The following is a 21,773-nucleotide window of genomic DNA, read 5'->3' on the forward strand; positions in this document are numbered from 1 at the left end:
ATCGGTCCCCCGCGTGGCCCGGCCAGAACCGCCCCGCGATTCCCGCGCACAAACCATGCGTAGACGAGGACGAGCCGTGAGACGTGCTGTGCTTCTTTCGATCTTTCTCGCGGGCGTCCAGGCTGCCCAGATCCCGGTGCTCCACGCTGCGACGCGTTATGTGACGGATGCGCTCGAAGTCACCTTGCGCACGGGTGAGAGCAATCGCTATCGCATCATCCGGATGCTTCCGAGCGGCACACCGCTGGAGGTCTTGAGTGTCAACAAGGCGACCGACTACGCCCGTGTGCGCACCGAGGACGGGACGGTCGGCTACGTCCTCGAGCGCGAGCTCCAAGACGAGCCAGCGGCACGCGATCGGGTCGTCGAGCTCGAAAAGCGGCTGAGCGAGCTGCAGGCGGAGCCGGACGCACTCGCCGCGCGGCTTGCCGCCTTACAGGCCGACCAGACCCGCATCAATGCGGAATTCCAGAATCTGCAGCGCGAGAAGCAGCGGCTGGAGCAAGAGCTGGCGACCATACGCCATGCGTCGGCCAATATCCTCGACATCACCAGCGACCGGGAACGCCTGCGTATCCAGGTGAGCGAGCTCACGCGGGAGCGAGCCGATCTCGAGCAAGCAAACCAGGATCTCATTAACCAGACCAATCAGCGGTGGTTCATGATCGGTGCCGGAGTGATCCTCGTCGGTGTCCTGATCGGTCTCGTCCTTCCGCATTTCAGGTTTCGTCGCCGAAGCTCCTGGGGGTCTCTCTGAGTCTGCCTACTTGGCATGGCGGTCGCCGGCTTTCAGGCCTGATTTGGAAGCAGTTTTTCAGCATTTTCGCTCGGTCGCATGATCCGGGCGCGATAGGCTGCGATTCTCAGCTGGTTGAGAGCGGATGACTGCCCGCACACGGGCCCGTCTGGGTTCGGCGCCTCTGCGCGCCCCTTCTGATCTGGACGATCGTTGCGATGTCGGATACTGTATGAATAAACAGTCATTCGCATGCAGGCACTTTCGTGTCCGTCGCGTACGCCGAGCTCTGCTGCCGTTCAAACTTCTCCTTCCTGCGCGGCGCCTCCCACCCCGAGGAGCTCGTCCGGCGTGCCTCTGATTTGGGCTATCGCGCGCTTGCTCTGACCGACCGCTGCTCGTTTTCGGGTGTGGTGCGTGCACACGCGGAGGCCAAATCACTCGGTTTTGCGCTCATCATCGGGAGCGAGCTGCCCTTGGAATCTGGCCTGCGTCTGGTGGCGTTGGCTGTCAACCGCGACGGCTACGGCAACCTCTCGATGCTGATCTCACGCGCTCGACGGCGTGCCAAGAAGGGGGACTTCCGTCTCCTGCCATCCGATCTGGATGATGGTCTCCCCGACTGCCTGCTGCTCTGGCTTCCCGATGTGGAGACCGATCCCGCGACCGGCTACAGGCTGGCCGAGCGTCTGCGGGGCCGGTTGTGGATCGGGGTGAGCCTGCTGCGTCGCGGCGGGGATCGGGCGCGTCTCGAACGCCTGCAACGGCTCGGACAGGCCTGCGGACTCCCTCTCGTGGCGGTGGGCGAGGTCTCCATGCATGTGCCGAGCCGCCGGTCGCTGCTCGATACCCTGACCGCAATCCGACTCGGGGTGAGGGTGGACAGTGTCGGTGCCGCGTTGGCGCAGAATCGGGAGAACCATCTGCGTCGCCTGCAGGATCTCGGGCGCTTCTATCCCCCGTCGCTGCTCGCCGAGACACTGGAGATCGCGTCCGCCTGCCGTTTCACGCTCGACGAGCTGCGTTATGAGTATCCGGATGAGCTGGTCCCGTCCGGCATCTCCCCAAGGATTCATCTGCGCCGCCTGACCGAGCAGGGCGCCCGTGAGCGCTTCCCGGGCGGCGTGCCCCCAAGTGTACAGTCGATGCTTGAGCATGAGCTGAACTTGATCGGCGAGCTCGCCTATGAGCCCTATTTCCTTACGGTTCATGACATCGTTCGGTTTGCACGCTCACGCGGGATCCTGTGTCAGGGCCGCGGGTCGGCGGCCAACTCGGCGGTCTGCTATTGCCTGGGGATCACCGAGGTTGACCCATCGCGCATGGAGATGCTCTTCGAACGATTCATCTCGCGCGAGCGCGGCGAGCCGCCGGACATCGATGTGGACTTTGAGCACCAGCGGCGCGAGGAGGTGATCCAGTACGTCTATGCCAAATACGGCCGCGAGCGCGCCGCCTTGGCGGCGAGCCTGGTCTGCTATCGCCCACGGAGCGCGGTGCGTGACGTGGGCAAGGCGCTCGGCATGGGTCCGGATCAGGTCGATCGTCTGGCGCGCAATCTCAACTGGTGGGATGGACAGGCGATCGCGCCTGAACGGCTGCGTGAGGTGGGGCTGGATCCGTATGACCCGTTGGTGCTCAAGACCATGCGTCTGGTCCATGAGCTGTTGGGTTTTCCCCGGCATCTCTCCCAGCATGTCGGCGGCTTCGTCATCGCGCGCGATGATCTGCACCGGCTCGTGCCGATCGAGAATGCGGCCATGGACAGGCGCACCGTCATCCAATGGGACAAGGACGACCTGGAGTCGCTCGGGCTGCTCAAGGTCGACTGCCTGGCGCTGGGGATGCTCAGTGCCATTCGTCGAGCACTGGACCTCATCAACGGCTTTCGCAAGACCGACCTGCGCCTCGCTGATATCCCGCCGGAGGATCCTCTGGTCTACCGAATGATTCAGCGCGGCGAGACTACGGGTGTCTTCCAGATCGAGTCGCGCGCGCAGATGGCGATGCTGCCGCGGCTCAAGCCGGCCTGCTTCTACGACCTGGTGATTGAGGTGGCGATCGTCCGCCCGGGGCCCATCCAGGGCGACATGGTGCACCCCTATCTGCGGCGCCGTCAGGGATTGGAGCCCGTGACCTATCCGTCCGAGGCGGTCAGAGAGGTGCTGGGCCGTACCCTCGGGGTTCCGATCTTCCAGGAGCAGGTGATCAAGGTGGCCACGGTGGCGGCCGGTTTCTCGCCGGGCGAGGCGGATGAGGTCCGCCGCTCGATGGCTGCCTGGCGCCGTCGCGGAGGGCTCGAGGGACTGCGCGGACGCCTGGTCGGGGGCATGGTGATGCGCGGTTACACGCTGGCCTTCGCCGAGCAGATCTATCACCAGATCCTGGGCTTTGGTGAGTATGGTTTCCCGGAGTCCCACGCGGCAAGCTTCGCCTTGCTCGTGTATGTTTCCGCCTGGCTCAAGCATCACGAGCCAGCCGCCTTCTTCGCCGCCCTCCTCGATAGCCAGCCCATGGGTTTCTATGCCCCAGCCCAGTTGATCCGGGAGGCACGTCGCCAGGGAGTCGAGGTGCGACCGGTCGATGTCTGTGCGAGCAACTGGGATTGCCGCTTGGAGCCGGCTCGCGATGGCGCGGCAACGCTGCGGCTCGGCCTCTGCATGGTCAAGGGGCTCTCGCAGGCCGGCGCGGAGCAACTGGTCCAGCAGCGCCAGGAGCGTCCTTGGTCGTCCCTGGCCGACCTGGAGGAGCGGGTCGGTCTGACCCGCAAGGACCTCAAGGCTCTGGCCGGTGCCGATGCACTGGCCGGTCTGACCGGAAACCGCCGCCTGGCCTTGTGGCAGGTTTGCGGGCTCGGCACGGACCTGCCCCTGGCGCCGCCCCCGCGCGATCCTGGCGCACTGCCCCTGTTGCCGGTCCCGAGCGAGGGTGCGGAGATCATTGCCGACTATCAGGCTTGCGGTCTTACACTGCGGCGACATCCATTGGCACTGCTACGACCGCGGCTCGAGCAGCGGCGTCTGCTGTCGGCGCGTGAGGTTGGCGAGGCACCACCGGGTGCACAGGTCCGGACCTCGGGTCTGGTGATCAACCGTCAGCGGCCGGCCTCCGCCAAAGACGTCACCTTCGTGACACTCGAGGACGAGACCGGCTACGTCAATCTGTTGGTCTGGCCGGACTTGGCCGAGCGGCAGAGGACAGTGCTGCTCGGCGCCCGCCTGTTGTCAGTGGTCGGCGAGGTGCAGCGCCATAGCGGTGTGACTCATTTGATTGCGCGAAGGTTGGGCGACGACTCGGCGTTGCTCGGCGGACTCCTGACCCGGTCGCGCGACTTTCGTTGAGGGGATCTCGCCGCTGGAGCAGCCCAGGGCGATCCCGCCACGCGGCAGACGCTGAAGTGGCGAGACCTTCGATCGGCGGGCCGCTTCGCATCGGATGCGCCCGCTGTCTGCTCCGCCTGCCCAGCTCAACGGAACCAGGGTGTATGATCTCGAGCCCACATCCCTGTCTCCCAGTGCCGCGCTTTTCGGCATCGCCTGGTCGGTGAGGGTGAGCGAGCCTGCGAAATCCCCACTTGCAGTGAGTCCAATCCGTGGGTCGTCAAGGCGCACATGCTTTGGCTCTGTCCGGACTCGCGGTGGGCCGGCAACGGGACGAGTCGAGGATCGGCCTATGCGACGGATGTCACTCGGGTGGATGAATCCATTACAGCTCCCAAGGAGTGCACATGTTAAGAGATTGGTCTGACGCTTATCGGATCGGGATCGACGAGATCGATCAGCAGCATCAAGGCTTCTTCGCCGCATCACACCAGTTGTATGAGGCGATCCTCAACCGCGAGGGCCGGGAGGGCGTGATCGAGGCCCTCGCCTTCATGCGTGACTATGCCGAGACGCATTTCACCACCGAAGAAGACTTCATGCGCAGGCATGCGTACCCGGATCTCGCGGCGCATTTGCGGCAGCATATTGCCTTCATGCGTCATCTTGACGCACTGGAGGACGATCTTCGCACCTTCGGCGCCTCTCAAGAGTTGGCGGATCGGGCCTTGGACCTGACCCAGGATTGGTTGATCGATCACATCGCAGACGAGGACGTCCTTTACGCCCTGCATGTCAAGGCGGGGGGGCTTGGGGAGCGAAGGGCCGCGCACCTCGAACGACCGACAGATCCGGATCTGTGAGGACCGGTTGCGGCCTTCATCTCCGCTTCATCCGCAGCTGACCGGACGGAACCGGTCGCCTCTTGCTCTCCCGGGCGTCCATCATACCGTTGGGCGACGGCGCTGCCCGCCGGCACTTGCGGCTCCGCTGGCCGTGGGTGCCGGCGGGCAGTCTCACTCAGGACGCCTTCTCGGCACCGTCCTTGACACTGACCTCGGGGCTGACCGCCTTCATCTTGCCCGAGCTGCGGCAATGGCTGGAGACTTCGATTCCATCCTTCCGTGTATAACCCGCTTGCCAGCGGCAGTCCTCCGTAGTCTCGCAGACTTCCTGTTCCAGAGCTTTGCACGTGGATGCGGCCAAGACCTGGGTGCTGATTGCGAGCGCGATTGCTGCACTGGAGAGCGTGAACAGGAATGTGGAACGAAGCGTTGTGGTTCGCATGAGCGTGATCCTTGGTTGCGGTTTCGGGATTCACGTTGTCGTTTGTAAACGAAACGTGCTCGACAACCATAGAACCAAAGTGTACACAAATCAAGTACGATTTTCGCGCGCGAGCGGCTCGCTCAAGACGGCGGAAGGGCTAGCCCGCCGGCTTATCCGCGAGTCCGAGATAGCGCTGATGGAGCCGCTCCACCTGGGCCAGAAGTGCGCGGCGATCGCCGCTGTTGTCGATGATGTCGTCAGCCCTGGCCAGGCGCTCGGCGCGGCCGATCTGGCTTGCGACGATGTGTGCGATCTCGGTGTCCGCTAGACCGCTGCGTCGACGGACGCGCTCGAGCTGAACCGCTTGGGGAACATCGACGACCAACACGCGATCGGCAAGGTCCTGCTGATTGGTTTCGAACAGCAAGGGGATGACGAGCACCGCATAGGGTGTGTCGAGCGCCGCCAGACGCTGGAGCATCCGGCGTTTGATCCGAGGATGCAGAATGGCTTCCAGACGGCGGCGGGCCTCCGGGTCCCGGAACACCAAGGTGCGCAGGGAGTCCCGATCGAGGCTGCCATCGGGGCGGATGACCTCTGATCCGAAGGCGGCGGCGATCTCGTTGGCGGCCGGGCTGCCCGGCGCAGCCAGCTCGCGTGCCAAGACGTCCGTGTCGATCACCCCCGCGCCGCGGGCCGCCAGCGCGTCCGCCACTGTCGATTTGCCGCTTCCGATGCCGCCAGTCAGTCCAATGACCAACACGATCGACGCCTAGCCGAGGCCAACCGTCTGGAGATAGACTCGGTTGATCTGCTCCCCCCAGATCAAGCTGATCCATCCCGCGACGGCGAGAAAGGGTCCGAAGGGTATGGGTGAGCCCCGTGCATGTCGCCCGCTCAGGATCAGGATCACCCCAAGCGACGCCCCGGTGAATGCCGACAAGAGGACGATCTGAGGCAGAGATTGCCAGCCCAGCCAGGCGCCGAGGACCGCCAGGAGCTTGAAGTCGCCGTAGCCCATCCCTTCCTTGCCGGTAATCAACCGAAACAGGTGGAAGACGATCCACAGGCTGAGATAGCCGGCGACGGCGCCGATAATGGCCGAGTGGCTGTCGGTGAAGACGCCGAAGAGGCTCAGGATCAACCCGAGCCAAACGAGCGGCAAGGTCATGCTGTCCGGCAACAGCTGGGTATCATAATCGATGACCGCGAGTGCGATCAGTGCCCAGGTCAAGAGCAGCGCAGGGGCGGTCTGCACGCTCAGACCGAAGTGCAGGATGACCGCGACGGTCAGCACCGCGGTGAAGCCCTCCACCAGCGGGTAGCGCACGCCGATTGTGCCGCCGCACGCCGAGCAGCGCCCGCCCAGGAGCAGATAGCTCAGTAGAGGGATGTTCTCGTAGGCTCGAATTCGATGCCCGCAGTGCGTGCATGTGGAGGGCGGGTGCGCCAGTGAGATGCGTGCCGGCTCCGGGTGGTCGGTGCCAGCGCCGTCGTCGCCCGCCAGTTCCGCGCAGTCTCGTGTCCAAGCCGCCTCAAGCATCCGAGGCAGCCGCAGGATCACCACGTTCAGAAAGCTTCCGGCGACCAGGCCAAGCAGGACGGTGGTCCCGTAGAGCAGCGGCGGGCTGTGCTCGGCGATATCAATCCAGCTCATAGGGCGCCTCCATGGCGGCAGATCGTAGGGTCAGACCACGGCGGCCAGTTTGAAGATCGGCAGATACATGGCGATGATCAGGCTGCCGACGAGCCCGCCGATCACGACCATGATCATGGGCTCGAGCAGACTGCTCAGGCTGTCAACCGCGTTATCGACCTGTTCTTCGTAGAAGTCGGCGACCTTCGCCAGCATCTCATCGAGTGACCCGGATTCCTCCCCGATGGCGGTCATCTGAATAACCATGTGCGGGAACAGTGCCTGCTGGCGCATCGACAGCTGCAGGGACTGACCGGTGGCCACCTCCTCGCGCATCTTCAAGACGGCATTCTGGTAGACGATATTGCCGGTCGCACCCGAGACCGAGTCGAGGGCCTCGACCAGTGGCACCCCCGCCGCGAACATGGTCGAGAGCGTGCGGGCGAAGCGCGCCAGCGCGGCCTTGTGCAGGATCGGCCCGATCACCGGGATCCTGAGAACGGCGCGATCGACGATCTCGCGGAAGCGGCGTGATCGCTTGAACACATTGGCGACGACGTAGGACGCGGCGCCCAATGCGAGAAGGACCACCCACCACCAACGGCGCAGCATGTCAGACAATCCGATGACCAACAGCGTGAAGGCGGGGAGATCGGCGCCGAAGCTCGAGAACAGCTCCTTGAACTGGGGGATCACGAAGATGAGGAGGACCGCGCTAACGATGATGGCCACCGCGATGACCGCCAGTGGATAGAACATCGCCTTCTTGATCTTGCCCTTGATGGATTCGGTCTTCTCCTTGTAGGTCGCGATCTTGTCGAGGAGGACGTCCAAGACCCCGGCCTGCTCGCCGGCGGCGACCAGGTTGCAGACCAGGTCGTCAAAATAGAGTGGATACTTGCCCAAGGCGAGTGCCATGGATGTGCCGCTCTCGATATCCTGCTTGATCGCCAGGATCATGTCCTGCATCGCCGGATTCTCATGCCCGCGGCCGACGATGTCGAAGGCCTGCACCAAGGGCACCCCGGCGGACATCATAGTGGCGAGCTGGCGGCTGAAGATGGCGAGGTCGGCGCTGGTGATCTTCCTCTTGCCGCCGAATAGCGGCTGGGGCTTTTTCTTGACCTTGGTGAGGCTCACGCCCTGCCGCTTCAGGTCGGCCCTGACCAGTGTCATGTTGGGTGCGCGGGTCTCACCGGTAATTCGGGTGCCACGACGGTCGCGGCCTTCCCAGGTGAAGACATAGGCCTTCTCGGCTTGGGGCTTCGTCCTGAGCTTCCTCTTCACTGCCGTTGCCATTTCCGTTTCCCTTGCAGTCATTCCTTGGTGACACGGTGGAGCTCTTCGAGGCTCGTCACCCCTTCCTTAACCTTGTTGAGACCGGATTGTCTCAGGTCGTAGACGCCCTCTCGCTGAGCTTGGTCAGCCAACTCCATTGAGTTGCCGCCATCGAGGATCAGCCGCCGAATGGCATCGGAGACTGGCATGACCTGGAAGATGCCGACGCGGCCCCGATAGCCATTCGTGCAGCGCTCGCAACCGACCGGTCCGTAGACCACGACACCGTTTTCGATCTCCTCCTCGCTGAAACCTTCTTGGACCAGGACCTCATGCGGGAGGTCCTCGGGTGCCTTGCAGTGCGGGCAGAGCCTTCGTGCGAGGCGCTGTGCCATGATGAGCAGCACCGATGACGCGATGTTGAACGGCGCCACGCCCATGTTGGCGAGACGCGTCAGGGTTTGAGGGGCATCGTTGGTGTGCAGCGTGGACAAGACCAGGTGTCCCGTCTGCGCCGCCTTGATCGCGATCTCGGCGGTCTCGATGTCGCGGATCTCACCGACCATGATGATATCGGGGTCCTGGCGCAGAAATGCCCGCAGGGCGGCGGCGAAGGTCAGCCCCGTCTTCGGGTTCATGTTTACCTGGTTGATCCCGGGGACCTGGATCTCAACCGGGTCCTCGACGGTCGAGATGTTGATATCGGGCCGATTGAGGAGATTGAGGGCGGTATAGAGCGACACTGTTTTCCCTGATCCGGTGGGGCCGGTGACCAGGATCATGCCATACGGCTTCTGAATGGCATTGAGAAATGCCTCACGTTGCTCGGGCTCGAACCCAAGGGACTCAATGCCCACCTGAGCCGACGCGGAGTCCAGGATGCGCAGCACGACCTTCTCGCCATAGAGGGTCGGCAAGGTGTTGACCCGGAAATCGATGTCGCGCGACCGGCTCACCTTGAGCTTGATCCGCCCGTCCTGAGGCACGCGGCGCTCGGCGATGTTCATCCTGGACATGACCTTGAGCCGAGCGATCAGGCGGCCGGCGATCTTGAGAGGCGGGCTCGCGATCTCGCGCAACATGCCGTCCTGCCTGAAGCGTACCCGGAAGAATTTCTCGTAGGGCTCGAAGTGGATATCCGAGGCGTTGGCCGCGATGGCGTCGACCAGCACCTTGTTGACGTACCGCACGATCGGCGCATCGTCGACGTTGAGGTCAGCGTCGTCACGCGACTCTTCGGCATCCGGGGCAATCTCGAGTTTTTCCAGGTCCGCGTCCATGAGGTCGTTCATGGTCGTGTCCTGGGCCTCAATAGCGGCGTCGATCGCCGCCTTGAGCTTGTCCTCCTCCACCAGGACGGCCTCGGTGGCCAGACCGGTGTTGAATCGGATCTCCTCGAGTGCCTTGTCGTTGGTCGGATCGGAGATGGCAAGGAACAGCCGGTTGCCGCGGCGGAAGACCGGCAGGGCACGGTGTTTGCTGATCAGGCGCTCATCGACGAGACTGATTGGGAGGTTGAGAAGGTCAATGGCATGCAGGTCCAGCAGCGGAACGCCGAACTCATGGGATGCGGCGATCGCGATCCGCCGGCCGTCGAGCAGCTTCTGCTGAACCAGATAGGGCACGAAAGGCTGACGGCGCCGCGTCGCCTCTTCATAGGCGGCGATCGCCTGCTGCTCCGTGATCAGATGATCGCGCACGAGGCGCCAAGCGAGTCCTGAGAGCTTGTCTTTGGCTTCGACTTGATCCGTAGTCATTGGGGGGCGCACTCCGGCGTCACCGGTTCACGGAAAACGCGAGTCGGACATTGTTGGCCACCAGGCCGTTGTCTTTTTGGTCACTCTCGTTGAGATAGAACTCCAGGACCGTTTCTCGGTTCATAAGAAGGTCCTCCGTGACCTCGTCCGCCAACTCATTGACATGAAGAAAGACACTGGTATACGGGGAGTCCTGTTCACGCGGATCCGTGACCCAGAGCCTTGGTGAGATATGGTCCATGATCCGGAGGAACCCGTAACCCTTGTCGGCAAACCATTTGGTGCAGACACCCCTCACACAGGAGCCGGTTTTTCCCCATTCATTGCGCGGCTCGTAGGCGATCGGCAAGAGATCGGGAATCAGGAACCCGGAATAGTAGGCGTCGACCTGCTGCTGAAGTTGGCGCGAGACATTCTTGAAACCGATCAGCTCGACTCGGCACCCGGTGTTCTGCAGTGCATCGACAACCTGAAGAAAATCCCCGTCTCCTGTGACCAATAACACCTGGTCCAGCCTGTTCGCCTGCAACATTGCGTCCACTGCCATATCGAGGTCCGCATTGGCCTTGGTCGTCACGGTGCCATTCTCATCAGTATAGCGGCGAACCAGCTTGACCGTGATCTTCCAGCCGAAGTCCCGCACCATTTGCTGGTAGGTGTGGGCCTTCTTCTTATATTCGTGATCCTCGCGCGCCCGCTCAGCGTCGAACGCCATATAGGTGTTCAGCCGCTGCAGGATGCCGCCGTCGCGCGCGGCGAAACGTCGCAGGACGTCATAGCGCATCTGGTAGCCGCCGTTGTAGCGGACATTCTCCGCGTCGACGAAGACCCCTACTCTAAAACTGGAGCTCATGGATGGTGGCGTCACATTCAGTGCGCGGCGCGCGGAGATTGTCTTCTTGTCAATCGGGTACACTCCCCGCGCGCCGCGGTGTTCCTTTGGCTGTCAGCTATCCGTGCCACGGTTTGACTGGCGGGTCATGATCACGCACCGCGTGGACCTACGGCGCCGTGTCCGGACTCGGGAGTGCGTGTCGGCCGGCCCCAGTCCGCTGACAGCTGATTGCTTTCCTCTAACGATTGACCCGGTTGTCGATCAGATCCTCGACCACCGTGGGATCGGCCAGTGTCGAGGTGTCACCGAGCGTGCCGATCTCGTTGGCCGCGATCTTGCGGAGGATCCGGCGCATGATCTTCCCCGAACGGGTCTTGGGCAGGCTGGGCGCCCACTGGATAATGTCGACGATCGCAATCGGACCGATTTCGCCCCGCACCATCGCGACCAGCTCCTTCTTGAGATCGTCTGTTGGGTCGACACCAGCCATCGGAGTCACGTATGCATAGATGCCCTGACCCTTGAGGTCGTGGGGATAGCCAACCACGGCCGCCTCGGCGACGTGCGGATGCAGCACCAGGGCGGATTCGATCTCCGCGGTGCCCAGACGGTGTCCCGAAACGTTAAGCACGTCATCAATTCGGCCAGTGATCCAGTAGTAGCCGTCCGCATCGCGGCGTGCGCCGTCGCCTGTAAAGTAGTAACCCGGATACTGCTTGAAGTAGGTGTCGATGAACCTTTGGTGATCGCCGTAGACGGTCCGCATCTGCGCAGGCCAGGGCTGGCTGATCACGAGGGCGCCCTCGCCCGGACCCTCGATCAGCGTGCCCTCGGCAGGATCCACCAGTGCCGGGACGACGCCGAAGAAGGGGCGGGTGGCCGAGCCCGGCTTCAGGGGCGTCGCACCCGGCAGCGGGGTGATGAGATGACCGCCCGTCTCGGTCTGCCACCAGGTGTCGACAATCGGGCAACGCTCCTCCCCAACCACCCGGTAGTACCACTCCCATGCCTCGGGATTGATCGGCTCGCCGACCGAGCCGAGGATGCGGAGCGACTTGCGGGAGGTCTTCTTGACAGGCTCTTCGCCGGCCCGCATCAAGGAACGAATGGCCGTCGGCGCCGTGTAGAAGATGTTGACCTGGTGCTTGTCGACGACATCCCAGAAGCGTGACATGTCGGGGTAGTTCGGGATGCCCTCGAACATCAGCGAGGTTGCGCCGTTCGCCAGCGGTCCATAGACGATGTAGGTGTGGCCGGTCACCCACCCCACGTCGGCGGTGCACCAGTAGACCTCGCCCTCCTGATAATCGAAGGTGTACTTGTGGGTCATGGCGGCAAAGACCAGATAACCCCCGGTGGTGTGAAGGACGCCCTTGGGCTTCCCGGTGGAGCCGGAGGTATAGAGGATGAACAGCGGATCCTCCGCATCCATCTCCTCGGGTGGGTACTCCGATGAAGCCGCGTCCACTGCCTCCTGGTACCAGATGTCGCGGCCTTCGGTCCAGTCGACGTCACCGCCCGTGCGCCTGACGACCACGACCGTGTCGACGTTGGGGCATTCCTGCAAGGCGGCGTCGGCGTTCCTCTTAAGGGGGATGTGGCGTCCGCCCCGCACGCTCTCGTCGGAGGTGATGACCAGCCGGCATTCCGAGTCGAGCACGCGATCACGCAGCGAGTCGGGCGAAAAACCGCCAAATACGATGGAGTGGACGGCTCCGACGCGCGTGCAGGCCAGCATGGCAACCGCAGCCTCCGGGATCATCGGCAGATAGATACAGACCCGGTCACCTTTGTTGACACCGCGCGATTTGAGCACATTCGCGAGCTTGCACACCTCCGTATGCAGCTCTCGATAGGTGATTTTACGGTCCTCCTCGGGGTTGTCGGCCTCCCAGATGATGGCCACCTGATCGCCTCGGGTCGCGAGATGTCGATCCAGACAGTTGAAAGAGACGTTGAGCTTGCCGCCCGGGAACCACTTGATGTGCAGGTCCTCGGCCTGGTAGCTGTATTCCATGACCGAACCCCATTTCTTAGACCAGGTCAGGAACTGCTCGGCCTGCTCGGCCCAGAAGCCCTGCGGGTCATCGAGGGATCTCTGATACATGGCGGCATACTGCTCGGCATTGACATGGGCCTTGGCGGCGATCGCCGCCGGTACATCGTAGACCTTCTCTTCCGACATGGTTGTCGTCTCCTCTGAATCGTTGCAGTGATCGACGCCCGTGCCCTGTCCCGCTGGTCGCGGCGCCCGGTGGTGGCTTGCGGTAGCACTCCATCTTAAACGCTCCAATAGAGCGCATCTAGCCGGAATGTCTCCCGCAATTCCGAGCCTCAGCAGAGGAAGTCGCGCAGCGGCAGTCCACTGCCGTTATCCCGATAGGCAGCCTGGGCGAGAAACAGCTCGGCGGAGGCAAGGGCGTCGCTCAGGGCATTGTGGGCACCGTAGTGGGGCAGATTGTACCGGTCGCCGAGTGCATGCAGGCGCAGATCAGATGCCTTGAAGGGGATCTGTCTCCGCTCGAAGGTGCGAAACGCGAGGGCCTGGGTATCGACGACGGGCATCATGAGTCCGCGTCTCCAGAGCTGCCTGCAGGCATTGGAGAGGAAGCCGCGCTCGATCCGCGCATGGTGGGCGATCATGACCTTTCCGGCCAACGCCTCGAGCAACTCCTGCATGATCGCTTCAAGCTCGCCGCCCAAGGCGGCCTGATCGTCGGTGATCTGATGGATGACGGCCGTGGCCTCAGGGATGGAGCGGTCGATCCGCACCACCCGGTGGCGGGCGGTGGAGAGGTCGATCGACGTGCCCTGGACTCCGACATACCCGACACTCAAGATAGCGTCATTGGCGATGTCGAGACCGGTCGTCTCGAGATCGATGGCGAGATACTCAACCTCGCGGTAGTCCCGCTTTGCGGGAGGAAACGGGTGCGCCAGATAGGCCCGCAGAGGGCCAGGCGGGACGCGGCGCAGTTGCCAACGGCGGCGCCATTCGAGCAGTCGTGACACAGTCGATCCTTACGCGAAACGGCCGGCCTGGTAGCGCTGCCCGAGTGATTCTTGCATCGTGTTGATCAACAGAAACGCGTCTTTCAAATGGCCACGTTCGAGCGGCGACAGCTCATCCGGCGATACGAAGTTGTCGGGCTGTTGCCCCCGGGTGAGCTGTTTTGCCTGATGGCGCATACGCAGGGTTCCGATGAACTCGATCGCGTCGATCAGATTGGCGGCGCCGTCCTGGCTCAGTGCGCCGTATTCGGCGGCGGAGCTCAGGCGCTCGATGGTATTGGTCTCCGGCAGCCCGGCTGACAGGACATACACCCGCGCCAGGTCGATGATGGGCACGGTCCCACGGTGCTTGACGTCGAAGGTATGGTCGTGATCACCGCCTTGGATGAGCACGATGTTGCGAAAGAATCCCAATGGCGGTCGATACTTGAGTGCGTTGGCCGCCAGATACGCGATGAAGATGCGATTCGCCTTGCAACGCTCCAGCACGCGTTCCTGCAGCTCGCCGAAGAGGCTGGCCCGATCGTGCAGGGCGCGCAGGTCAAAAAAGACGCTGGAGAGCATCAATGCCATCGGCTCGGGCTTCAGGATCCAGTTCACAAAATATTTGTGCCAGATGCGCAGCGGTTGACGCCACTTTGGATTGGATGCCATCACGTCGCCCGGGCAGTAGATGAAGCCGCAGGCGTTGAGGCCGTCATTGACGAATCTGGCAAGCGCGGCGAAATAGGCGTCGTCCTCCGGCTTGGCGTGATCGGCGATCAGGAGCGCGTTGTCCTGGTCGGAGTGTGATGATTGCTCCCGTCGTGCCTGAGAGCCTCCGACGAGCCACGCATAGGGGACCGGCGGGGGGCCGAGATCGGCCTCAGCCAGCTCGATCAGGCGCAGCGTGACGGCATCGGTGACGGCGCTGATTGCCTGTCCGACGTGGTTCGCGGTGGCGCCGCCGTTGATGAGGTGAATCTGCAGCTCGGGGATCTTGGTGCTGATCTGAGCCAGCGTGTCGATCGAGCGCGCGCGGTGGATGTCCCCCACCAGATAGACCGCATTGGCGCTCTGGAACCGGGTGAGGTCGGTGGTCGAGATCAGGCCGACCACGCGCCTGCCATCGAGCACTGGCAGATGGTGGACATTCAGACGGGTCATGGTGATCAAGGCCTGGAAGCCCAGGGTGTCGACCTGTGCCGTCTCCAGCTCCTCGGTCATGATGTCGCGAACCGGGCGCTCGGCGGACAGCCCGACGGCGACACAACGGCTTCGCAGATCTCGGTCGGTGACCATGCCGGCCAGTCGATCGCCTTCCATGATCAGGAGGGACGAGACCCGGTGCTCCGACATGAGCCGGGCGGCTTCGCGGATGCTCGTCTCCGGACTCGCGACGATTGGGGCGCGGTTGATCATGTCACCGATCTGGACCGTCATCAGGCCGGTGCCGGCAGCCGGCGAATCGACCACGATGTCCAGCGCCTTACGCAGCCGGCTGGAGATGGATTGCTCAAAATGCTCGGCGAAGCTCGGGTGGTCCGCGCGCAACAACTCCAGGTCGGTGCAGGGGAGGGCATAGACGAGCGTGTCTTCCGAGGTACTGCCATGGTAGCCGTCGCCGTCAGGTCGGAGGCGACAGCGCATGTCGTACAGATCGCCTTCGGCCAGCTTGCCAACCAATTCGTCTTGCGCGTCGCGCAGCTCGACCGCGCCGCGGCGGATGACATACGCACAGGGCGGATCGGGTTGGTCGGGCGGAAAGGGTGTGCCCCGACGAAAGTAACGCACCGATAGACGCTGGGGCAGGCGTTGGAGCGTGTCCTCCGGCAGTCGATCGAAGGGCGGGTGACCGGCCAGGAAGTCTCGGATCTCGATCAGCTCGATGTCCATCGTGCGATACCCTGTGGTCCGACCGGCGTCGACGGAACCCTTAGGGAAGCGCTGAAGCACTCAGCGCTTCCGGTGCGGGGCAGGAAGCCTCGCCATTTTCCGCCGCGTCAGCGGCTGAAGATGGAGGAAAGCGGAAAACCGCTTTTTCGCTGTCCGTGCTGTTTGTTGGCCAGGATGATGGCCGATGAATCAGCGTCGTCTTGGGCGATTTCTGTCAAATCACATACCAGCTGGCTTGGCCTTGCACCCGCCTTCTGCGTCGCGCCGGCAGTCACATGGCCCGACCATGCTCCTGTCGCCAGTCCTTGATGGCGAGCGCAATTCCGGCGCCATCTGGCCCATGATTTTTCGGCAATCGCCTTGTCGTCAACGAACAGCCCCGCCGAAGCGGGGCTCGAGACCGCGCGAGTGTCCCCGAGGTCTTCTCCTCGGGGCACCCGATCAGGCGTCGTTCGCGCTTTCGTCTTGAGCGCTTGCCGATTGGCGTGACGCCTAGTGGCCGGTTGCGGTGCCGGAGCCACGCGGGATCCGCACATCCTCCACCAAGTGCTGGATGTGCTCCGGGGGCGGTGCAGCCAGCTTGGACACCACGGCGGCGACGACGAAGTTCACCAAGGCGCCCACCGCGCCGAAGGCGTTCGGCGAGATGCCGAAGAACCAGTCCGGGCCCATGCCCAGCTCGGGCATCAGGAACTCGGTCCCTTTCACGAAGAAGATGCCCTTGTGCTGGAACACGTAGAGCAGGGTCACGGTGATGCCTGCGATCATACCGGCGACCGCGCCCAGCGAGTTCATGCGTTTCGCGAAGATGCCCATCATCAGCGCCGGGAAGATCGACGAGGCCGCCAGACCGAACGCGATTGCAACGGTTCCCGCTGCGAATCCCGGTGGATTCAGACCCAGATAGCCGGCCAGAACGATGGCGCCGATCATCGCCAGGCGCCCGGCGAGCAGCTCTGCCTTCTCCGAGATCTTGGGTATGAAGACGCCCTTGAGCAGGTCATGCGAGATCGACGAGGAGATCGCCAGCAGCAGACCGGCCGCCGTGGAAAGCGCGGCCGCGAGGCCGCCGGCCACGACCAGCGCGATCACCCACGCGGGCAGCTGCGCGATCTCGGGATTGGCCAGCACCATGATGTCGTTGTTGACCGTCACCATCTCATTGCCCTTCCAACCCCACTCCTGCTCGGCCTTGGATGCAAACTCCGCGTTCTGATCGTCGTAGTACTGGATCCGGCCGTCGTTGTTCTTGTCCTCGAACTTCAGGAGTCCCGTGGTCTCCCAACGCTTGAACCAGTCCGGACGCTCGTCATAGACCAGGTTGCCCGTCTCGCTTCCGACCGGGCCGATCTGGATGGTGTCCATGAGGTTCAGCCGGGCCATGGCGCCGACCGCGGGCGCGGTGGTGTATAGGATCGCGATGAAGACCAGTGCCCAGCCGGCCGAGTAGCGCGCGTCTCTGACCTTGGGGACAGTGAAGAAGCGGATGATGACATGCGGGAGGCCGGCGGTGCCGATCATCAACGACAGGGTGTAGACGAACATGTTGAGCGAGCTGCCCATGACCTGGGTGGTGTACTCCTTAAAGCCCAGGTCGGTCACCACCTGGTCGAGCTTGCCCAGGAGGGTCATGCCGCTGGCGACGCCGTCGCGCGCGTATTCGCTGCCAAGACCGATCTGCGGCAAGGGGTTGCCCGTGAGGTTCAGGGAGATGAAGACCGCCGGGACCGTGTAGGCGAAGATCAGCACCACGTATTGCGCGATCTGGGTATAGGTGATGCCTTTCATTCCGCCCAGGATGGCGTAGATGGCGACGATACCCATGCCGACGATGATGCCCATCTCGTAGGACACGCCGAGGAATCGGGAGAAGGCGACGCCGATACCGGTCATCTGGCCGATGACATAGGTCACCGAGGCCAGGATCAGACAGATGACGGCCACGACGCGTGCGGTTTGGGAGTAGTAGCGGTCGCCGATGAACTCCGGCACGGTGAACTTCCCGAACTTGCGAAGGTAGGGGGCCAGGAGGAGCGCCAGCAGGACGTAGCCGCCGGTCCAGCCCATCAGGAAGACCGATCCGCCGTAGCCGCCGAAGGCGATCATCCCCGCCATGGAGATGAAGGAGGCCGCCGACATCCAGTCGGCAGCCGTGGCCATGCCGTTGGCAACCGGGTGCACCCCGCCGCCGGCGACATAGAAGTCCCCGGTGGTCCTGGCACGGGCCCAGATGGCGATCCCGATGTAGGTGGCGAAGGTGAGCCCGACGATACCGTAGGTCCAGATCTCGAGTGCAGTCATGGTGTGCGCTCCTTTATTCCTCGCCGACGTCGAATTTCTTATCGAGTCTGTTCATCGACGCCGCGTAGATGAAGATCAGCGCGACAAAGACATAGATCGAGCCCTGCTGGGCGAACCAGAAGCCGAGCGGGTAGCCGCCGAGAGAAAAGGCGTTCATCGGCTCCACCAGCAGGATTCCGAGTCCGTAGGAGACGGCGAACCAGATGATCAACAAGACAGTGAGAAGGCGTAGGTTCGCCCCCCAGTACTGCGCGCGTTTTTCAGGTGTCATGGGTCGAGTCACTCCGTGTTGTCGAGTTGGTATTTGGGTCGGGGTGACGGGGCGATGACCGCACCCGTGTTTCGGGCAGGGCCGTCAGGCGGAATGCTTGCCCCCTCAGTCGATCTGCATCGTTGTAATTCGGCTGAACGAATCAACCTGTCGCGCAACCCAAACCCGTCCTGGTCGAGTTGCGAAGCCGGGACATCCACGCAGGCGTCTCCGGCACCCTCGAGCGCTGCCCGCCACGGATCCCCGGGGCAAAGCTTCAGCATTGTCTGGCCCGCCGCGCCGTGCTGTCAACGACCCCGGTGTCGTTCGGCTCGGCGGATGGCATGGTTCTCGCCCGCCCCGCCAAGCGCTGCGGCATCCCGGTTGCCAAGCGCCTCGGGGTTTCTTAACCTGCACCAACGGTTTAAGGTGGCGGATCGGCGTAAGGGTCGGAATCGATATGCAGTACGTGAGCACGCGCGGCGGGATCGCTCCGGTCGGCTTCGCCGAGGCGGTGCTGATGGGTCTCGCCACCGACGGCGGTCTCTTGGTGCCGAAGCATCTGCCCCGCATCGCTCCGGCGACGCTGCGTGCCTGGTCGGGTTTGCGCTTCCAGGACCTGGCCCTGGAGGTCATGGGCCCCTTCGTCGGCGACGAGATCCCACCGGAAGACCTCCGTGGGCTCATCGAACGAGCCTATGCCTGCTTCTCGCATCCGCAGGTGACACCCCTCGTCGAGGTCGCCGGTCTCAGGGTTCTTGAGCTCTTCCATGGGCCCACCGCGGCCTTCAAGGACGTTGCCCTTCAGCTCCTGGGCAATCTGTTCGAATACCTCCTGGCTCGGGACGGCGGTGAGCTCAACATCTGCGGCGCCACCTCGGGGGACACCGGGTCTGCCGCGATCTATGGGGTTCGAGGCAAGGAGCACATCAGCATCTTCATGCTCCACCCCAGAGGACGCATCTCGCCGATCCAGGAACGTCAGATGACAAGTGTCCTCGATGCGAACGTCCACAATATCGCCGTGCGCGGCAGCTTCGATGACGCCCAACGGCTGGTCAAGGCCTTGTTCAACGACCTGCCGTTCAAGTCGGAGTTCAGCCTGGGTGCGGTCAACTCGATCAATTGGGCGAGGATACTGGCCCAGATGGTCTACTACTTCTACGCTTGGGCGAAGCTCAGCAAGGGTGATCCCGCTCGCCGCGTGAGCTTTGCCGTCCCGACCGGCAATTTCGGGGACGTCTTTGCGGGTTATCTTGCCAGGCGGATGGGTCTGCCGATCGACCGCCTGGTCATCGCGACCAATCGCAACGACATCCTGGTGCGTTTCGTCCACACTGGGGTTTATCAGGTCGGCGAGGTCCATCAGACCCTCAGCCCAGCCATGGACATCCAGATCGCATCCAACTTCGAGCGGTACCTCTACCTGCTCTACGACGGGGATGCGGATGCGGTTCGGGGGTTGCTAGAAGACCTGCAGCGGAGCGGCCGCCTGCAGGTGGATGCGACTCGTCATGCGTGCGTCAAAGTCGATTTCGATGCCGTCTCGGTCAGCGATCCCGAAACCCTAGAGCAGATCCAGGCGACCTACGCGGCGAGCGGCTACATCCTCTGCCCGCATACGGCAGTGGGTGTCAAGGCGGGTGGGTCCAGGGGGAATCTGGTGTGTCTCGCGACTGCTCATCCGGCCAAGTTCAATGAGGCCATCCGCTTGGCCATCGGACACGATGCCCCCTTGCCGCTCTCTCTGCAGGGCCTGATGGATCAGCCGGCACGCTGTGTTGAGCTCGACGCCAGTGCCGATGCCCTCAAGGCGCTGATTCGGTCCACCTTGAATGCAGCCTGACGCGGATCACCACAGTGCCGATGCAGATCGCGAGATCCACCAGATGACACAGCCAGGCCGTCATGTCGACATCATGGATACCACCCTGCGCGATGGCGAGCAGACGCAGGGGGTCTCCTTCTCACCGGACGAAAAGGTCAATATCGCCAAGGCCCTGCTCGAGCTCGTGCGGGTCGATCGTATCGAGGTCGCATCGGCGCGGGTCTCCTCCGGCGAGGCGCACGCGGTGGCGCAGATCATCGGCTGGGCGGAGGAGCGCGGTCTGGCGGGCCGGGTCGAGGTGCTGGGTTTCGTGGACGGCGGGCGCAGCGTCGATTGGATCCGTGGGGCGGGCGGGGGGGTCATCAATCTGCTCGCCAAGGGCAGCGAGCGGCACTGTCGGGGTCAGCTCGGCAAGACCCTGGATCAGCATGCCGCGGACGTCCGGGAGACCATCGCCGTCGCCCTGCGACGGGGTCTCGCGGTCAACCTCTATCTGGAAGACTGGTCCAACGGCTATCGGGACGATCCGGGGTATGTATTCGGGCTGGTGGAACGGCTCGCCGATTGCGGGATCGGCCACTTCATGTTGCCCGATACCCTGGGTGTCATGACACCCGAGCGGGTGTTCTGCGCCTTTACGGACATGGTGCGGCGTTTTCCGACCCTCAAGTTCGATTTCCACCCGCACAACGACTACGGGCTCGCGACCGCGAACGTGCTCGCCGCTGCCCAGGCCGGTGCGGCGGCCGTGCACTGCACGGTCAACTGCCTTGGCGAGCGCGCCGGAAACGCATCCCTGGCGGAGGTTGCAGTCAATCTGCGGGACCAGCTCGGCGCGGAGGTCGGCATCGACGAGACCCATTTGGCGCGCGTCAGCGAGCTGGTCGAGTATTTCTCCGGCAAACGGATCGCCGACAACGCCCCGATCATCGGTGCCGATGTGTTCACCCAGACGGCAGGTATCCATGCCGACGGAGACCGGAAAGGCAGTCTCTATCACACCCGGCTCTCACCGGAGCGCTTCGCCCGCCGGCGCAATTACGCCTTGGGCAAGCTTGCCGGCAAGGCGTCCCTGGCGAAGAATCTCGAGCGTCTCGACATCACCCTGTCGGAGGAAAATCAAGGCAAGGTCCTGAGGCGGATCGTCGAGCTCGGCGATTCAAAAAAGAGCATCACCATCGAGGACCTGCCCTTCATCATCGCCGAGGTGTTGGAAAGCAAGGACTACAATCACGCCGAGCTGCTGGCCTGCTCGGTCTCGTCGACCCTGGATCTCGAGTCGATGGCCAGCATCAAGCTGCGTCTTGCCGAGGACGTCTTCACGGCTGTGGGCAGCGGCAATGGCGGTTTCGATGCCTTCAACAACGCGCTGGCCAAGATCGTGAAGAAGCGGGGTCTGGCCTTGCCGCCCTTGATCGACTACGAGATTCGCATCCCCAAGGGCGGTCGCACCGATGCGCTCACCGAGTGCAGCATCACGTGGGATACCCCGCATGGCGAGCTCCGAACGCGGGGGGTGCATGCCAACCAGGTCTTCGCGGCCATCGGCGCCACCGTCCGGATGGTCAACATCGTGATGCATCGCGCGCTGACCGAGCGGACAGCCGCCGAGACCACTCCCTCGGCGGCCTGACGAGCGCCTCCATCGGCGTCTTCATTCGGCTGGAGACCGGAGG

The 21,773-nt window shown here is 63.3% G+C and carries 16 protein-coding genes; 5 read left to right on the forward strand and 11 right to left on the reverse strand.

From position 1 onward, the window contains the following. Window positions 1-76 precede the first annotated feature (76 nt). From LJE61_RS12190 to LJE61_RS12200, 3 genes are all read left to right on the forward strand, one after another. A complete protein-coding gene (locus tag LJE61_RS12190) occupies window positions 77-757 on the forward strand; it encodes a TIGR04211 family SH3 domain-containing protein (protein WP_296909301.1) in 681 nt (226 codons plus the stop codon). A 245-nt stretch (window positions 758-1,002) separates the two neighbouring features. Next, window positions 1,003-4,077: an error-prone DNA polymerase gene (locus LJE61_RS12195; RefSeq protein ID WP_296909300.1), complete on the forward strand. Its 3,075-nt coding sequence runs from the start codon at window positions 1,003-1,005 to the stop codon at window positions 4,075-4,077. A 386-nt stretch (window positions 4,078-4,463) separates the two neighbouring features. Then, complete coding sequence (locus LJE61_RS12200; protein WP_296909299.1) at window positions 4,464-4,919, forward strand: bacteriohemerythrin; 456 nt, start codon at window positions 4,464-4,466, stop codon at window positions 4,917-4,919. 157 nt (window positions 4,920-5,076) lie between these two features. On the opposite strand, the gene LJE61_RS12205 is transcribed toward LJE61_RS12200, so the two are convergent. The 11 genes from LJE61_RS12205 to LJE61_RS12255 all read right to left on the reverse strand — a co-directional run bounded on the left by LJE61_RS12205 (window position 5,077) and on the right by LJE61_RS12255 (window position 18,290). Continuing rightward, window positions 5,077-5,343, reverse strand: coding sequence for a hypothetical protein (locus LJE61_RS12205; RefSeq protein WP_296918512.1), 267 nt, complete (start codon window positions 5,341-5,343; stop codon window positions 5,077-5,079). Between the two features lie 139 nt (window positions 5,344-5,482). Next, window positions 5,483-6,088, reverse strand: a complete 606-nt coding sequence (gene coaE, locus LJE61_RS12210; protein ID WP_296911620.1) for a dephospho-CoA kinase — start codon at window positions 6,086-6,088, stop codon at window positions 5,483-5,485. 9 nt (window positions 6,089-6,097) lie between these two features. Beyond that, window positions 6,098-6,982 (reverse strand): prepilin peptidase, encoded by an 885-nt coding sequence (locus tag LJE61_RS12215; RefSeq protein ID WP_296911622.1) that lies wholly within the window; start codon window positions 6,980-6,982, stop codon window positions 6,098-6,100. 30 nt (window positions 6,983-7,012) lie between these two features. After that, on the reverse strand, window positions 7,013-8,260 hold the full coding sequence (locus tag LJE61_RS12220; RefSeq protein ID WP_296911624.1) for a type II secretion system F family protein: 1,248 nt from the start codon (window positions 8,258-8,260) through the stop codon (window positions 7,013-7,015). Between the two features lie 17 nt (window positions 8,261-8,277). Then, window positions 8,278-9,996 (reverse strand): type IV-A pilus assembly ATPase PilB, encoded by a 1,719-nt coding sequence (gene pilB / locus LJE61_RS12225; protein ID WP_296911626.1) that lies wholly within the window; start codon window positions 9,994-9,996, stop codon window positions 8,278-8,280. Between the two features lie 19 nt (window positions 9,997-10,015). Further along, entirely contained in the window at window positions 10,016-10,849 is an 834-nt protein-coding gene (locus LJE61_RS12230; RefSeq protein ID WP_296911656.1) for a LabA-like NYN domain-containing protein, read from the reverse strand. Between the two features lie 220 nt (window positions 10,850-11,069). Next, window positions 11,070-13,016, reverse strand: a complete 1,947-nt coding sequence (acs, locus tag LJE61_RS12235; RefSeq protein ID WP_296911628.1) for an acetate--CoA ligase — start codon at window positions 13,014-13,016, stop codon at window positions 11,070-11,072. 149 nt (window positions 13,017-13,165) lie between these two features. Further along, entirely contained in the window at window positions 13,166-13,843 is a 678-nt protein-coding gene (locus tag LJE61_RS12240) for an exonuclease domain-containing protein (RefSeq protein WP_296911630.1), read from the reverse strand. A 9-nt stretch (window positions 13,844-13,852) separates the two neighbouring features. Continuing rightward, a complete protein-coding gene (locus LJE61_RS12245) occupies window positions 13,853-15,718 on the reverse strand; it encodes a putative nucleotidyltransferase substrate binding domain-containing protein (protein ID WP_296911632.1) in 1,866 nt (621 codons plus the stop codon). A 492-nt stretch (window positions 15,719-16,210) separates the two neighbouring features. Then, window positions 16,211-18,019 (reverse strand): sodium:solute symporter family protein, encoded by a 1,809-nt coding sequence (locus tag LJE61_RS12250; RefSeq protein WP_296911634.1) that lies wholly within the window; start codon window positions 18,017-18,019, stop codon window positions 16,211-16,213. 13 nt (window positions 18,020-18,032) lie between these two features. Further along, on the reverse strand, window positions 18,033-18,290 hold the full coding sequence (locus LJE61_RS12255) for a DUF4212 domain-containing protein (protein WP_296911636.1): 258 nt from the start codon (window positions 18,288-18,290) through the stop codon (window positions 18,033-18,035). A 439-nt stretch (window positions 18,291-18,729) separates the two neighbouring features. On the opposite strand from LJE61_RS12255, the gene thrC reads away from it, so the two are divergent. Both thrC and LJE61_RS12265 read left to right on the forward strand, forming a co-directional pair. Further along, the gene (gene thrC, locus LJE61_RS12260; RefSeq protein WP_296918513.1) at window positions 18,730-20,115 is read left to right on the forward strand and encodes a threonine synthase; all 1,386 of its coding nucleotides are present in this window, start codon (window positions 18,730-18,732) and stop codon (window positions 20,113-20,115) included. A gap of 43 nt (window positions 20,116-20,158) precedes the next feature. Next, entirely contained in the window at window positions 20,159-21,730 is a 1,572-nt protein-coding gene (locus LJE61_RS12265) for a hydroxymethylglutaryl-CoA lyase-like TIM-barrel protein (protein ID WP_296911640.1), read from the forward strand. Window positions 21,731-21,773 lie beyond the last annotated feature (43 nt).

The organism is Thiocapsa sp., from assembly GCF_022340925.1.
Taxonomy (GTDB): Bacteria; Pseudomonadota; Gammaproteobacteria; order Chromatiales; family Chromatiaceae; genus Thiocapsa.

Bases quoted from the DNA above. Each gene is read 5' to 3' on its own strand.
- thrC (WP_296918513.1), top strand. From the start codon at position 18,730: ATGCAGTACGTGAGCACGCGCGGCGGGATCGCTCCGGTCGGCTTCGCC.
- LJE61_RS12200 (WP_296909299.1), top strand. From the start codon at position 4,464: ATGTTAAGAGATTGGTCTGACGCTTATCGGATCGGGATCGACGAGATC.
- pilB (WP_296911626.1), bottom strand. From the start codon at position 9,996: ATGACTACGGATCAAGTCGAAGCCAAAGACAAGCTCTCAGGACTCGCT.
- LJE61_RS12265 (WP_296911640.1), top strand. From the start codon at position 20,159: ATGACACAGCCAGGCCGTCATGTCGACATCATGGATACCACCCTGCGC.
- LJE61_RS12230 (WP_296911656.1), bottom strand. From the start codon at position 10,849: ATGAGCTCCAGTTTTAGAGTAGGGGTCTTCGTCGACGCGGAGAATGTC.
- LJE61_RS12215 (WP_296911622.1), bottom strand. From the start codon at position 6,982: ATGAGCTGGATTGATATCGCCGAGCACAGCCCGCCGCTGCTCTACGGG.
- LJE61_RS12205 (WP_296918512.1), bottom strand. From the start codon at position 5,343: ATGCGAACCACAACGCTTCGTTCCACATTCCTGTTCACGCTCTCCAGT.
- acs (WP_296911628.1), bottom strand. From the start codon at position 13,016: ATGTCGGAAGAGAAGGTCTACGATGTACCGGCGGCGATCGCCGCCAAG.
- LJE61_RS12245 (WP_296911632.1), bottom strand. From the start codon at position 15,718: ATGGACATCGAGCTGATCGAGATCCGAGACTTCCTGGCCGGTCACCCG.
- LJE61_RS12220 (WP_296911624.1), bottom strand. From the start codon at position 8,260: ATGGCAACGGCAGTGAAGAGGAAGCTCAGGACGAAGCCCCAAGCCGAG.
- LJE61_RS12250 (WP_296911634.1), bottom strand. From the start codon at position 18,019: ATGACTGCACTCGAGATCTGGACCTACGGTATCGTCGGGCTCACCTTC.
- LJE61_RS12255 (WP_296911636.1), bottom strand. From the start codon at position 18,290: ATGACACCTGAAAAACGCGCGCAGTACTGGGGGGCGAACCTACGCCTT.